The sequence below is a fragment of the Pseudomonas sp. B329 genome, from assembly GCF_023127835.1.
Classification (GTDB): Bacteria; Pseudomonadota; Gammaproteobacteria; order Pseudomonadales; family Pseudomonadaceae; genus Aquipseudomonas; species Aquipseudomonas synxantha_A.
This window is the reverse complement of record NZ_SPKP01000020.1, coordinates 13895-27350: the sequence shown is the minus strand read 5'-3', so window position 1 is coordinate 27350 and position 13456 is coordinate 13895. Positions and strand designations below refer to the sequence as shown.

11 protein-coding genes are annotated in these 13456 nt (G+C 58.2%); 7 read left to right on the top strand and 4 right to left on the bottom strand.

Annotation, left to right across the window (positions count from 1 at the left end; genetic code table 11):
* Positions 1 to 75: 75 nt before the first annotated feature.
* The 3 genes from E4P00_RS12200 to E4P00_RS12190 form a co-directional block, all read right to left on the bottom strand.
* Positions 76 to 465 carry a hypothetical protein gene (locus tag E4P00_RS12200; RefSeq protein ID WP_248131586.1) on the bottom strand — a complete coding sequence of 130 codons (390 nt, stop codon included), beginning with the start codon at positions 463 to 465 and terminating at the stop codon, positions 76 to 78.
* Positions 462 to 1874 carry a PAAR domain-containing protein gene (locus E4P00_RS12195; RefSeq protein WP_078821028.1) on the bottom strand — a complete coding sequence of 471 codons (1413 nt, stop codon included), beginning with the start codon at positions 1872 to 1874 and terminating at the stop codon, positions 462 to 464. Before E4P00_RS12195 ends, E4P00_RS12200 begins: the two co-directional genes overlap by 4 nt.
* Positions 1875 to 1936: 62 nt before the next feature.
* Positions 1937 to 2419 carry a hypothetical protein gene (locus tag E4P00_RS12190; RefSeq protein ID WP_078821027.1) on the bottom strand — a complete coding sequence of 161 codons (483 nt, stop codon included), beginning with the start codon at positions 2417 to 2419 and terminating at the stop codon, positions 1937 to 1939.
* Positions 2420 to 2634: 215 nt separating this feature from the next.
* Between E4P00_RS12190 and xylA the strand changes: the two genes are divergently transcribed.
* The 4 genes from xylA to E4P00_RS12170 all read left to right on the top strand — a co-directional run bounded on the left by xylA (position 2635) and on the right by E4P00_RS12170 (position 7731).
* The gene (gene xylA, locus E4P00_RS12185) at positions 2635 to 3951 is read left to right on the top strand and encodes a xylose isomerase (RefSeq protein ID WP_216091168.1); all 1317 of its coding nucleotides are present in this window, start codon (positions 2635 to 2637) and stop codon (positions 3949 to 3951) included.
* An 88-nt stretch (positions 3952 to 4039) separates the two neighbouring features.
* Positions 4040 to 5041, top strand: a complete 1002-nt coding sequence (xylF, locus tag E4P00_RS12180) for a D-xylose ABC transporter substrate-binding protein (protein WP_216091167.1) — start codon at positions 4040 to 4042, stop codon at positions 5039 to 5041.
* A complete protein-coding gene (gene xylG, locus E4P00_RS12175) occupies positions 5038 to 6594 on the top strand; it encodes a D-xylose ABC transporter ATP-binding protein (RefSeq protein WP_248131584.1) in 1557 nt (518 codons plus the stop codon). The genes xylF and xylG overlap by 4 nt, the downstream gene beginning before the upstream one ends.
* Positions 6595 to 7731, top strand: a complete 1137-nt coding sequence (locus E4P00_RS12170) for a sugar ABC transporter permease (protein ID WP_078821023.1) — start codon at positions 6595 to 6597, stop codon at positions 7729 to 7731.
* A 75-nt stretch (positions 7732 to 7806) separates the two neighbouring features.
* On the opposite strand, the gene E4P00_RS12165 is transcribed toward E4P00_RS12170, so the two are convergent.
* Positions 7807 to 10299 carry a hypothetical protein gene (locus tag E4P00_RS12165; RefSeq protein ID WP_248131581.1) on the bottom strand — a complete coding sequence of 831 codons (2493 nt, stop codon included), beginning with the start codon at positions 10297 to 10299 and terminating at the stop codon, positions 7807 to 7809.
* Positions 10300 to 10735: 436 nt separating this feature from the next.
* Here E4P00_RS12165 and E4P00_RS12160 point away from each other — a divergent pair, with 436 nt between their 5' ends.
* From E4P00_RS12160 to E4P00_RS12150, 3 genes are read left to right on the top strand one after another with little or no spacing between them, the layout of a single operon-like run.
* Positions 10736 to 11683 carry an ornithine cyclodeaminase family protein gene (locus E4P00_RS12160; protein ID WP_148854114.1) on the top strand — a complete coding sequence of 316 codons (948 nt, stop codon included), beginning with the start codon at positions 10736 to 10738 and terminating at the stop codon, positions 11681 to 11683.
* A gap of 13 nt (positions 11684 to 11696) precedes the next feature.
* Positions 11697 to 12830 (top strand): FAD-binding oxidoreductase, encoded by a 1134-nt coding sequence (locus tag E4P00_RS12155; RefSeq protein WP_248131579.1) that lies wholly within the window; start codon positions 11697 to 11699, stop codon positions 12828 to 12830.
* The gene (locus tag E4P00_RS12150) at positions 12830 to 13456 is read left to right on the top strand and encodes a PAS domain-containing protein (protein WP_005787407.1); all 627 of its coding nucleotides are present in this window, start codon (positions 12830 to 12832) and stop codon (positions 13454 to 13456) included. Before E4P00_RS12155 ends, E4P00_RS12150 begins: the two co-directional genes overlap by 1 nt.

Genomic DNA, 13456 nt, shown 5'->3' with positions numbered 1-13456 from the left:
CAACCGAAACCACAGATGCGGCAGGCTGAGGTTGGAAATGCCGAGGCTTTACAGTCATGTTTGTCGCCGTTCAAACTACCTAAACTTCAGCAGTGCAACGCCGATCAACATCCAAATGAAGGCAATGATCATTATCTTCAAATTAACGGTGAGGCGACGCTTTAAGTAAGGTGGAAAATTTTTCAGATCGACTGGGTCCAATTCTCCAAGAATGAGAGAAGCTTTCGGCCACATTATCATTCCAGTGATTTTCGACATTTCCAAGAGAGACCAAATCAAACCTCGTTTTCCGAGGCTTGGGCCCCAGATATAAATATAACGGCTATTCTTTAAGGCATCTTTTATCGCGTCCAAATGGCGATGGGTCAGGTAAAGGCTGTATGCAAGGGTCCAAGCTGCAAGCAGCATGGGGCCGCCCAGAAAAGCGATTGCAACCCACGGAGACCACGTGTCGATATTGCTCATGGTTGATTAACTTCGTAGAGTTTTTCTCCCATAGCCTCACCAGCCATCGCTCCTCCTGTCGTACCCACCCATGCGCCTGCTCCCACTATAGCCGCGACACAAACAACCCCGCCGATGCCTCCAGTCGCTACGCCGATCGCCATGCAAATAGAACCGCTGGCAGCACCCGCCATCACCCCGCTCAAAGCTCCAAGAGAAGCAGATCCCACAAATTTTCCTACTTCCGTAAACTTGACCTTCTCGCAAGCCGCACCAGAATCGCCATTACACACCTGCTGAATTGCCAACAACGAAGACACCCCACCAAGGCCTATACCGATATAACCACCTGCCTTCATATACTTCGTGGCACGACTAACCGCCTCCACATGAGCGGCATACCCCGGAATCTGCCCCGGCCCGCCCGCCTTGTCCCAGTGATGCACCAGGCTACGGCTGGAAATACCCAGGGCTGTTTTCAACTTCGGGTGATCGCCCAGCGTGGTTTGGCCACGCAAGCGGGTGGAGTTGAGCAAATGGGCATCCAGTTGACTCATAAGCCGCTGACGATCAGCAAAGAACTGCGGCGATCTAAGGTGGCCGTGCTGCCGATAGCTTTCCTGATGCAGGCGCTCCATCGCCTGGAGTGTGTCGCGCAGATTACTCAGGTGCTTCTCCATCACCACCGCACTCACGCCGAGCCAGGTTGAGGTATGGCCGATAAACCCGGCAATTTCAGCGCCGTGGCGGAACAGGAAGTCGGCCTCGTCTGGCGTCAAGGCATCCAGGGATGCGTCAACCTGTCGAGCGGCCTGCATCAGTTGCGCTTCCTGATAAGTGCAGGAGGTGTTGTTTGGATCGCTGAGCACGATCATCGAGCCGGCTTTGACGTGGCTTGTACTGGGATTCAGTGATTGAAACTTGCGCATCACCGCCGGATCACGAATTGGAAACAGCGTGGCCTCCAACGCTTCGCGAGTCATGCTTTTGGGCACGATATAAAAACCTGGTTCTTGGTTCGAGAGGCTGTTAAATGCGGGCGGCGCCGAATGGCTTGTCGGGGTGTAAGCGTTTTGAGACGGCGCTGCCCAGTGAGTCGTTGGCCGGACCGGCTCGGCGGCTTGCCTGTTGGCACTCACCACCGAGCCACCTCTGCTGTGATACTTGGCTGAAAACACCGAAGGCACCAGCTCGGCTTTACAGGGACAGTCACTGTAGCTATCCAAGGTACCGGCCATAAGCCGGCCATGGCTATTCATGAAGGAAATGCCACCGACGATCCTATAAGTTTGGCCATCCTTGCCACAGGTAACTCGGTCACCTTCGCACGCATGAAGAAGGCCATGTATGTTGATTCTTTTATCGCCGTCCAGCACTTCCCCGCCGCAGGTGGTTTTATCACCCAGGCCAATGAAATAACCTACGCTCATTGTTTTTTCCTTAATCTGTTCCGGACGTCCCGGCATATTTCCAACAGGGCATTGCGCCCCTGCTATTTCATAGACGGTAGAAAATCTTTTGCCAATGGAACGCCCTGACGTTCAATCAAGATTGACGAGTCTTGAGGCGTATTAATAATCTGGTCGCCATTGCTGAGAAAACTGCCTACCAGCGCGAGATGGCCATTATCTTCGCCCGATCCTGTCACGATAGACGCTTGAGTGCCGTCGGCATATTCCACGTAATCACCCTTGTGTGCCGCACGCACTTGCGAGCCGTCGGCCAATTTAAACTCAAGCCCCGAAGCGGTTTTCTTGATGACACCACCATTACGGGTCTGACTGCCCTCGGCGGCAATTCGGTAAATAGCAATAGGCGGGTGAGCGTTGCAATAAGCCTGCTGATCCTTAACGAGCTGCAAAGCGCGCTCATTGAAGTTGGATAACTGCTGCTGCGTAAAGGGTGACTTATTTAACTGATTGAGCAAGTCAGGCGTCACTTCATTGGTATATAGCGAAAAGTGCGATGCGTTCATGATGTCTTCCTTATTGGTGGTCTTAGCTGATACCCCTAAACTTTGAAGAGGCATTTCCCCACCGTAAAGTCAGACGTTTCCTTTAATCCTGTACTCCCTGAGCCGTTCTGAGCCATTCACTCAAAATCGCACTCCCCTTTGGTGATTTTCATAATCAGCGGCCAAGGCGCCGTTGCTAGTATCCAGACACCGCCCAGAACAATAAGGAAACCGCCATGCCGTATTTCCCCGGTGTCGACAAGGTTCGCTTCGAAGGCCCTGCCAGCGCATCCCCCCTCGCCTTTCGCCATTACGACGCCAACAAACTGATCCTCGGCAAACCCATGCGCGAACACCTGCGCATGGCCGCCTGTTACTGGCATACCTTTGTGTGGCCGGGGGCGGATATGTTTGGCATGGGTACGTTCAAACGCCCATGGCAGCGCAATGGCGATCCGATGGAGGTGGCAATCAGCAAAGCGGAGGCGGCCTTTGAGTTTTTCTCCAAATTGGGCATCGACTACTACAGCTTTCACGACACCGACGTAGCGCCGGAAGGCAGCTCGCTCAAGGAGTACCGCAACCATTTCGCACAGATGGTCGATCACCTGGAGCGCCATCAGGAACAGACCGGCATCAAGCTGCTGTGGGGCACCGCCAATTGCTTCAGCAACCCGCGCTTTGCCGCCGGGGCCGCGAGCAATCCCGACCCGGAGGTGTTTGCCTACGCCGCCGCGCAAGTGTTCAGTGCGATGAATGCCACGCTGCGTCTCAAGGGTGCCAACTACGTGCTATGGGGCGGCCGTGAAGGTTATGAAACCCTGCTCAACACCGACCTCAAGCGTGAGCGAGAGCAGCTCGGCCGGTTTATGCGCATGGTGGTGGAGCACAAGCACAAGATCGGCTTTACGGGTGACCTGTTGATCGAGCCAAAACCCCAGGAGCCTACCAAGCACCAGTACGATTACGACAGCGCTACGGTGTTCGGCTTCCTGCATGAGTACGGCCTGGAGAACGAAATCAAGGTGAACATCGAGGCCAACCACGCGACGCTGGCCGGGCACAGTTTTCATCATGAAATTGCCACGGCCGTGTCCCTCGGGATCTTCGGCAGCATCGACGCCAACCGCGGCGACCCGCAGAACGGCTGGGACACCGACCAATTCCCCAACAGCGTCGAAGAAATGACCCTGGCCACCTATGAAATCCTCAAGGCCGGAGGCTTCAAGAACGGTGGCTACAATTTCGATTCCAAGGTGCGCCGCCAGAGCCTGGACGAGGTGGACCTGTTCCACGGGCATGTGGCAGCCATGGATGTGCTGGCGCTGGCCCTGGAACGTGCGGCGGCGATGGTGCAGAACGACACGTTGCAGCAATTCAAGGACCAGCGTTACGCCGGGTGGAACCAGCCATTGGGCCAGGCGGTGCTGGCGGGTGAGTTCAGCCTGGAATCACTGGCTGAACATGCGTTTGCCCACGAACTGAATCCGCAGGCCGTGAGTGGCCGACAGGAGATGCTTGAGGGCCTTGTGAATCGGTTTATCTACACCTGAGTGTCCTGTGGCTAGGGAGCAAGCTCTCGCGCCACAATGAGAGTCTTCACCTAGTGTCTTTCCAACAACAATAAAAGGACGCACCACCATGAAGTCATTCAAACGCACCCTGCTCGCCACTGCCCTGGCCCTGCTCGCCTTGCCGGTGATGGCCGATCCGGCCCATCCGAAAATCGGTTTTTCCATCGATGACTTGCGCCTGGAGCGCTGGTCCCGCGACCGCGATTACTTCGTCGCCGCCGCAGAAAAACTTGATGCCAAGGTCTTCGTGCAGTCCGCTGATGCCAACGAGCAAAAGCAAATCTCGCAAATCGAAAACCTGATCTCCCGTGGCGTCGATGTGATCGTGATCGTGCCGTTCAACGCCACGGTGCTGACCAACGCCGTAGCCGAAGCCAAGAAGGCCGGGATCAAAGTGGTGTCTTACGACCGCCTGATCCTCAACGCAGACATCGACGCGTACATCTCGTTTGATAACGAAAAAGTCGGTGAGATGCAGGCCAACGGCGTGCTGCAAGCGGCGCCCAAGGGCAATTACTTCCTGCTCGGCGGCGCACCGACGGACAACAACGCCAAGGTGCTGCGCGAAGGCCAGATGAAGGTGCTGCAACCGGCTATCGACAAGGGCGACATCAGGATTGTCGGCCAGCAGTGGGTCAAGGAGTGGAACCCTACCGAAGCCTTGAGCATTGTCGAAAACGCCCTGACCCGTAATGACAACAAGATCGATGCCATCGTTGCCTCCAACGACGCCACCGCCGGCGGCGCGATCCAGGCCCTGGCCGCACAGAAGCTGGCGGGCAAGGTGCCGATCTCCGGCCAGGACGCTGACCTTGCGGCAATCAAGCGCGTGATCGACGGCACCCAGACCATGACCGTCTACAAGCCGCTCAAGCTGATCGCCACCGAAGCCGCCAAACTCTCGGTGCAACTGGCGCGCAGCGAAAAGCCGACCTATAGCTCGCAGTACGACAACGGCAGCAAGAAAGTCGACACCATCCTGCTCACCCCAACACCGCTGACCAAAGCCAATATCGACGTGCTGGAGAAGGATGGGTTCTACACCAAAGAGCAGATCGGCGGGCAATGACCGCCATGGCCGCCGACTACCTGCTGCAAATGAACGGCATCGTCAAAAGCTTTGGCGGTGTCAACGCCCTCAATGGCATCGATATCAAGGTACGCCCGGGAGAATGCGTCGGGCTGTGCGGTGAGAACGGTGCCGGTAAATCCACCTTGATGAAGGTGCTGTCGGCGGTCTATCCCTACGGCACCTGGGAGGGCGAAATCCTCTGGGACGGGCAACCGCTCAAGGCCCAGTCCATTCGCGAAACCGAGGCCGCCGGCATCGTCATCATTCACCAGGAACTGACCCTGGTGCCCGACCTGTCGGTGGCCGAAAACATCTTCATGGGCCACGAGCTGACCCTGCCCGGCGGGCGCATGAACTACCCGGCGATGCTGCAACGGGCCGAAGCCTTGATGCGCGAACTCAAGGTGCCGGACATGAACGTGGCGCTGCCAGTGTCGCAGTACGGCGGCGGCTACCAGCAACTGGTGGAAATCGCCAAGGCCCTCAACAAGCAAGCGCGCCTGTTGATCCTTGACGAGCCGTCCTCAGCCCTGACCCGCTCGGAAATCGAAGTGCTGCTGGACATCATCCAGGGCCTCAAGGCCAAGGGCGTGGCCTGCGTGTATATCTCGCACAAGCTCGATGAAGTGGCGGCGGTGTGCGACACCATCGCAGTGATCCGCGACGGCAAGCACATCGCGACCACCGCCATGGCGGACATGGACATCGCACAGATCATCACCCAGATGGTCGGCCGCGAAATGAGCAACCTCTACCCCACCGAGCCACATGCAGTGGGCGAGGTGATTTTTGAAGCGCGCAACGTCACCTGCTACGACGTCGACAACCCCAAGCGCAAGCGCGTCGACGATATTTCGTTTGTGCTCAAGCGCGGCGAAATCCTCGGCATTGCAGGGCTCGTGGGCGCCGGGCGCACCGAACTGGTGTCGGCACTGTTCGGCGCCTACCCCGGACGCTACAGCGCGCAGGTGTGGCTGGACGGCCAAATCGTCGATACGCGCACGCCGCTCAAATCGATCCGCGCCGGGTTGTGCATGGTGCCCGAAGACCGCAAGCGCCAAGGCATCATTCCCGACCTGGGCGTCGGCCATAACATCACCCTGGCTGTGCTCGACACCTATGCGCACCTGAGCCGCATCGACGCTGAGGCCGAACTGGGCAGCATCGACCAGCAAATCGCACGTATGCACCTCAAGACCGCCAGCCCGTTGCTGCCGATCACCAGCCTGTCCGGCGGCAATCAGCAAAAGGCCGTGCTCGCGAAAATGCTGATGGCCAAGCCCAAGGTGCTGATCCTCGACGAACCCACACGTGGGGTGGATGTGGGCGCCAAGTATGAGATCTACAAACTGATGGGCGCGCTGGCGGCCGAAGGTGTGTCGATCATCATGGTTTCCTCGGAGCTGGCCGAAGTGCTCGGCGTATCCAACCGCGTGCTGGTAATCGGCGACGGCCAACTGCGCGGTGACTTCATCAACGAGGGGCTTACCCAGGAACAGGTGCTCGCCGCTGCGCTCAGCCAACACCCTAATAATCGGAAGACCGCGTAGATGAATCAGGTCAAACAGCTTTTCACCCGCTACAAAATGCTCGCCCTGGTGATCGCGGTGGCGTTCATCTGGCTGTTTTTCAGTTGGCAGACCGAGGGCGGCTTCGTCACGCCGCGCAACTTGTCCAACCTGCTGCGGCAGATGTCGATCACCGGCATATTGGCGTGCGGTATGGTGCTCGTGATTATCAGCGGCGAGATCGATTTGTCGGTGGGTTCGTTGCTCGGACTGTTGGGCGGGCTGGCGGCGATTCTGGACGTGGTCTATCACGTACCGCTGCTGGCCAACCTCAGCCTGGTGGCGCTGTGCGGGTTGATGATCGGCCTGGCCAACGGTTACATGACCGCCTATCTGCGCATTCCCTCGTTTATCGTCGGCCTGGGCGGGATGCTGGCGTTTCGCGGGATTTTGCTGGGGATTACCGGCGGCACCACCATTGCACCGGTGTCGCCGTCGCTGGTGTATGTGGGCCAGGGGTATTTGCCCCACACCGTCGGTATCGGGCTCGGGGTGTTGCTGTTTGCCCTGACGGTATTCCTCACCTGGAAACAACGGCGCAACCGCGCGCTGCATGGTTTGGCCGCGCACTCTCTGATGCGTGATGGATTGCGCGTGGTGCTGATCGGTGCGGTGCTCGCCGGGTTTGTCACCACGCTGAACCGCTACGACGGCATTCCAGTACCGGTGCTGTTGTTACTGGTGCTGCTCGGCGTTTTCAGCTACGTCACTCGCCAGACCGTGTTCGGCCGCCGCGTCTATGCGGTGGGCAGCAATATGGAAGCCACGCGCCTGTCGGGCATCAATGTGCAAGCGGTGAAACTGTGGATCTTCGGCATCATGGGCGTGATGTGCGCCCTCGCCGGTCTGGTCAACACCGCCCGCCTCGCCGCCGGGTCACCGTCGGCGGGCAACATGGGCGAACTCGACGCCATCGCCGCATGTTTTATTGGCGGCACCTCGATGCGCGGTGGCTCGGGCACGGTGTATGGCGCGTTGCTCGGAGCATTGGTGATTACCAGCCTGGATAACGGCATGTCGATGCTCGACGTGGACAGTTACTGGCAGATGATCGTCAAGGGCAGCATTTTGGTAGTGGCGGTGTGGGTGGATGTGAGTACGCGGGCAGGACGGCGCTGATTCGCCAGTCCCTCAAAACGGCGGCGTGGCGCACATAGTCATGCCGCCATCCAGCCGACTGAGGGGCTCAGGCAATCAGTAAATGATCTTCCCATCAAATAGATTGTAAACATGCTTCGGTATTTTGGAGGGCGAAGCGAGGTACACAAACAACTTTTGGCCCTGCTCTTTGAAAGCCAGCACCTGCAAAACCTTTCCAGCACCTATGGCAACATGGTCCTTCAAAAAGTCCGTCGACATATTCATTTTCGGCACTGACTCATCAAATACATACACCACCTGCTGGGTGGCATGGGTTCGCTGCTTCGCCGCGCCTTTGGCCCATCCTTCCCATTCGGCAGAATTACGCACCGTCGCCGAAGCAGATTGTACCCCCGGGTCCTGGAACACTTTCCCAACACCATCTTTAAGCCTTTTCGCGCCTTCATCCGTAACAAAAGCCGAGCGATAAGCTTTGCCTTCATAAGGGTTCAATTGATTGAACTCGCCGAGAAACGCTTCAAGCTCAGGCGTGGTCTTACCCGCTCTCAGTGGTCCGTTGACAAAGTCGGAATCCGCGTGAGTGTAGGTTTCAATCCATTCGAACTCACCCGCATTACTCTCGCCCATAAGTGTAACCAGCGTCTTTGTAAACTGCTCTACCTCGTGTTCCTTGACGGGGAGCGCCATGTCGGCATGTTGTTGAGCAACGGCGTCCAACGTTTCCCGTGCCTGTCTGTATTTACGGGAAAAATATTCTTTCAGCCCGCCACCCGGGACGCCCATTCTTGTCCACACTCCCGCCTCATCCGGCTTGGCGGCAATGCCGCTATATGCCAATTTTGAGGGGGCTTGCGCGTCGGGTACTCGCAACTTGTAATGTTCACCATCTGCCACATCGGGTTTGTCAGCAACAAAATACTTCTTGCCCCTGAACTCCACCTCGCGCATTCCCGCAAAGGTTGGCGCTGGGGTGGACGGCGTAGTGGCCGGCGCATTGGATATTCGCGTCAGTTCAACTTCGTTAGGCTGCGCTGCAGGGTGCCATTGGTAACGATCATTGGCGCTGGCGTTAAACGGTATGAGCGGCGGCTCCTGCGCCTCTGGCCCGACTGGCGACAGCTCGTGCGCCAGCTGCAAAGCTGAAATGGCCGCTGCGGCATTGCCTGCCACGCGATCATTAGCCGTCATGCCATAAATGGAGTCGTGCACTCCGAAAACGATCTGGCCCAGATTGCCAACGACGGGCGCATAACCAAAGGTACTGCCCCATACTTCTTTTATTGCCTTCCATCGTTGCTGCGAGGCGCCAAATACCTGTGTCTGGTCATTCCACACCGCATTATTGGCATTTAACCCTTGGTACGCTGCGGCAATACCGGAGCTGAGGCTACCGTGCTTCAAAAAATAATCACTGCCTCGCGACTTCGTATAATTGAATGTTTCCCACACCGGCACAGCCTTGTCTTTGACTATGTTTTGACGCCCCGGATAGGTAGCAAGATTGCCCGCAATGTAATGATCAAGTACCTCGCCAGCTTTGGGCCAATGCGCGTCTTTACCGCCTTGTCTGTCGCTGGCATTGAATCGACTGACGATGCTATCGCGATTTTCTTTGGCCCACTCGGAAAACCCTCTATCGCCCGATATTTCACTGGCCTTGCCGCTCTTCAAATCAATCATCAACCCCTTATTGGGTCGATGCTCGACATTCCCATCAAAGGGCAAGTCAGGAATAAAGGCATAGCCTGCCAATGGGTAACCATAGAGATTGGGAATAATGACTTGGCCGTTCCAATATAATGTTCGATGGATCGCCTCTTGTGTTTCAACGCTTAACTGTTCGAAGCCAGTCTTATCGTTTAACAGGCTTTGCAAGGTGCCGCGCAGCACATAGACATCCGCTTTGCCCGAGCGCTCGGCCAGTGGCCCTGACTCATCGCTCATTGGCTTGGCTACCTCAGCTTCCCAATGGCCCTGGAGTCGCGCTCCCAACGCCTCCAGATCACTGATCCTGCTGCGGTCTTGTGGCTCGATGTGGGTTGTTCGGAAATTGACCAGGCCACCTTCCGATGTCCGGTCGTGCTTTAGCGCGCCGGCTGCTATTTCCCATGCAAAGTAGGTGCGTGTGTCCGTGTTGGTTTTTACCTCCGGCGTCCATTTCCCTACGTAAGTGTTGAATGTCACGCTGATTCTTTCATGGGGGTCGTACCCAGCGGCCAACAATCCGGCGCTAAAGTAACCTGCAGGTTCCAGGAACTGACGAGTCTGTTGGAACCGGATATTGCGCTCACCTTCGTTCCCCCGTTCTATGCTATCGATCAGCGCGGTAACCCGGAGGGCATACGCATCGATACACTGCAGCTGTTCTTCCAGGGTATTGCGCAAAGAGCCCGTGAAAGGTCCATGGATGATCGTAGTGTAAAGCGCCTCTTGGGACAGAGGTCGGGCCAGAATGCTCGATGTTTCGCTGAGAGGGTCAGCTGTATTGTTGCTGGGGAAATCCAGTGCGCCCGTGATCTCTGAATACGAGGGATCACCGGGCAAATAGCAATCGGGGCTCAGTGAAGAAAAATCATCCAAGAACATTGATGAGGTACCTTTTTCAGACAATTGCGATTACCCCACCTGACTGCATCATAGGGGGCAGGCTGCGCTGGTGGAGTTTGCGTACACAGATCGCGCCCCCTCGTAACTACATCAGCCGTCAGATGAGTCGCACCTCCAAGCGAATAGGTTCCTCCAATAAGCGTGGCACGTGTTACATGCCGTTTTCGCTATTGCTCACTGTCGATATTGCACATTGGTTAGTGGCGCCTTTGGGCGCGCCATGGTTAAAACTGTGGGAGGGGGCTTGCTCCCGATGAGGGAGTGTCAGAAGCACATCTGTGACTGACCCGCCGCCATCGGGGGCAAGTCGAATCGTCGCACCGCCCCTCCCACATTGATCTGATTTTTTCCATGGGTTATTGCGAACGCAAACTAAAAGTCCATAATGGACAAATAGGTTTATTCAGAGGCGTCCATGTCCAATCCCCCCCTCATCATCGACCAGGCCCAGGCCCGTACCTTGCTGGCTCAAATCGACGTGCCCGCTATCCTGCGCAAGCTGTTTCGCGAGCTCGCCGCCGGGCAGGCGGTGCAGCCGGCGCAGCAGTGGGTGGAGTTTCCCCAAGGCGCGGGAGATTTCATCAATTACCTGGGAGTGCTGGCAGAAGATGGCGTGTATGGCGTCAAGACCTCGCCCTACATCGTGCGTGAACAGGGCCCGCTGGTGACGGCGTGGACCCTGCTGATGTCGATGCACAGCGGCCAGCCGCTGCTGTTGTGCGATGCCGCTGAATTGACCACCGCACGCACGGCCGCCACCACCGCATTGGCAGTCGACGCGCTGGCGCCGCTGTCGGCGCAGCGCCTGGCGATTATCGGCAGCGGCAAGGTCGCCCAGGCACACCTGCGCTATGTGCAAAACCTGCGTGACTGGCAGCACATCCGCCTGTATTCCCCAAGCCTTGGCAGTGCCAGCGCCGAAACGCGCGCGCAACTCAACGCGCTGGACCCGCGCCTGAGCCTCGCCGCCAGCTGCGATGCCGCGCTGCAAGATGCCGATGTGATTCTGCTCTGCACCTCATCGGCAGGCCCTGTGATCGACCCGATGCGCCTGAGCAAGCCCGCGCTGATCACCTCCATCAGTACCAACGCGCCGCGTGCCCACGAAGTGCCTCCGGCGTGCCTGGAACAGATGCAGGTGTACTGCGATTATCGCCAGACCACCCCGGATGCGGCGGGCGACATGCTGATTGCCAGCGAACAGCACGGCTGGGATAAACGTGCGGTGCTCGGCGACCTGCCCGAACTGCTCAGCGATATGGCGCAGCGCCCGGACCCTCAGCGCCATGTGTTTTTCCGCTCTATCGGCCTGGGCCTGGAAGATATTGCATTGGCCAATGCCCTGTACCAACGCCAGCGCTAATCAGGAGATTCACATGCACCACGCAGACTTCATCATCATCGGCGGCGGCATTGCCGGCGCGTCCACCGGCTTCTGGTTGTCGCAGCACGCCAAGGTGCTGGTGCTGGAGCGCGAAAACCATCCGGCCTATCACTCCACGGGGCGCTCGGCGGCGCTCTACACCGCTGCATACGGCACCCCGCAAGTGCGCGCGCTGACCCTGGCCAGCCGGGCGTTTTTCGACCAGCCGCCAGCAGGTTTCTGCGAACACCCACTGCTCACCCCGCGGGGCGAAATGACCGTCGATTTCACCGGCGACCCGGCCGAACTCGATAGTCAATACCTGAGCGCCAAAGCCACCGTGGCACAGGTGCAACGCTTGAGCGCCGACGAGGCCTGCAAACGCTTGCCGATCCTGCGCCGGGAAAAAGTCCACGGCGCAATCTATGACCCAACGGCGTGCGACATCGATACCGACGCCCTGCACCAGGGTTACCTGCGCGGCATCCGTCGCAACAATGGCCAGGTGCGCACCGACAGCCATGTGCTGGGCTTGAGCAGCGACATCGACGGCCTGTGGCACGTGCGTACCCAGGATGGGACCTTCACCGCGCCGGTCATCATCAATGCTGCCGGCGCCTGGGCCGACCATATCGGCGGCCTGGCAGGCGCGGCCTCCATCGGTTTGCAACCCAAACGTCGCTCCGCATTTATCTTCGCCGGCCCGGACGGCGTCGATGCCCATGACTGGCCGATGCTGGTGGCCCTTGACGAAGCCTTCTACATGAAGCCCGACGCGGGCATGTTCCTCGGCTCGCCGGCCAACGCCGACCCGGTCCAGGCCCAGGACGTGCAACCCGAAGAGCTGGATATCGCCATGGGCATCTACCAGATCGAGGAAGCCACCACCCTGACCATCCGCCGCCCGACGCGCACCTGGGCCGGCCTGCGCAGTTTTGTGGCCGATGGGGATTTGCTCAGCGGTTTTGACCCACAGGTACCGGGGCTGTTCTGGGTGGCGGCACAGGGCGGTTATGGCATCCAGACCTCACCGGCCATGGGCCAGGCCAGCGCTGCACTGGTGCGCGGCGAGCCGCTGCCCGAGCACCTCGTACAGTTCGGGCTGGACGCTGGTATGCTCTCCCCCGTCCGCCTGGAGCCCCTTTGATGAACACCGCTGAACACGACAACGTCATGCAGAACTTTCGTGCGATTGCCGATGCGATCGCCACGCTGTTCTTTCCCCATGCGGAGGTGGTCCTGCATGACCTGCGCACGCAAACCGTCGACTACATCGCCAACAATCTGTCCAAACGCAGCCTGGGTGACGACTCGTCGCTGGAGGACATGCTCGACGGCGACGTCAGCGAAGTGAATATCGGCCCTTATGAGAAGCTTAACTGGGACGGTCAGAAAATCCGCAGCCTGAGCACCGTGCTGCACGACCACAACGGACGCCGGCTGGCCGTGCTGTGCATCAACCTGAATATCTCACTGCTGGAAAACGCCAAGGCCGCGCTGGACCTATTCCTGTCGCCGAGCAAGCTGATCGCCCAGCCGGACGCGCTGTTTCGCGATGATTGGCAGGAGCGCATCAACACCTTTCTGCATGGCTGGCTGCGTGAGCGTCAGTTGAGCCTGAACCTGCTGACCCGCGACCACAAACGTGAACTGGTGTTGGCGTTACACGCCGAAGGCGCGTTCAAGGGCAAGAGCGCGTCCAACTATGTCGCCAACGTACTGGGCATGGGGCGGGCGACGGTCTACAAGCATTTGAAGGAACTCAAGGGTTGA

What these genes read in the sequence shown, in the direction of transcription:
- E4P00_RS12170 (WP_078821023.1), top strand. Translation starts at nt 6,595, where the DNA reads ATGAATCAGGTCAAACAGCTTTTCACCCGCTACAAAATGCTCGCCCTG.
- xylG (WP_248131584.1), top strand. Translation starts at nt 5,038, where the DNA reads ATGACCGCCATGGCCGCCGACTACCTGCTGCAAATGAACGGCATCGTC.
- E4P00_RS12160 (WP_148854114.1), top strand. Translation starts at nt 10,736, where the DNA reads ATGTCCAATCCCCCCCTCATCATCGACCAGGCCCAGGCCCGTACCTTG.
- xylA (WP_216091168.1), top strand. Translation starts at nt 2,635, where the DNA reads ATGCCGTATTTCCCCGGTGTCGACAAGGTTCGCTTCGAAGGCCCTGCC.
- xylF (WP_216091167.1), top strand. Translation starts at nt 4,040, where the DNA reads ATGAAGTCATTCAAACGCACCCTGCTCGCCACTGCCCTGGCCCTGCTC.
- E4P00_RS12155 (WP_248131579.1), top strand. Translation starts at nt 11,697, where the DNA reads ATGCACCACGCAGACTTCATCATCATCGGCGGCGGCATTGCCGGCGCG.
- E4P00_RS12195 (WP_078821028.1), bottom strand. Translation starts at nt 1,874, where the DNA reads ATGAGCGTAGGTTATTTCATTGGCCTGGGTGATAAAACCACCTGCGGC.
- E4P00_RS12200 (WP_248131586.1), bottom strand. Translation starts at nt 465, where the DNA reads ATGAGCAATATCGACACGTGGTCTCCGTGGGTTGCAATCGCTTTTCTG.
- E4P00_RS12165 (WP_248131581.1), bottom strand. Translation starts at nt 10,299, where the DNA reads ATGTTCTTGGATGATTTTTCTTCACTGAGCCCCGATTGCTATTTGCCC.
- E4P00_RS12190 (WP_078821027.1), bottom strand. Translation starts at nt 2,419, where the DNA reads ATGAACGCATCGCACTTTTCGCTATATACCAATGAAGTGACGCCTGAC.
- E4P00_RS12150 (WP_005787407.1), top strand. Translation starts at nt 12,830, where the DNA reads ATGAACACCGCTGAACACGACAACGTCATGCAGAACTTTCGTGCGATT.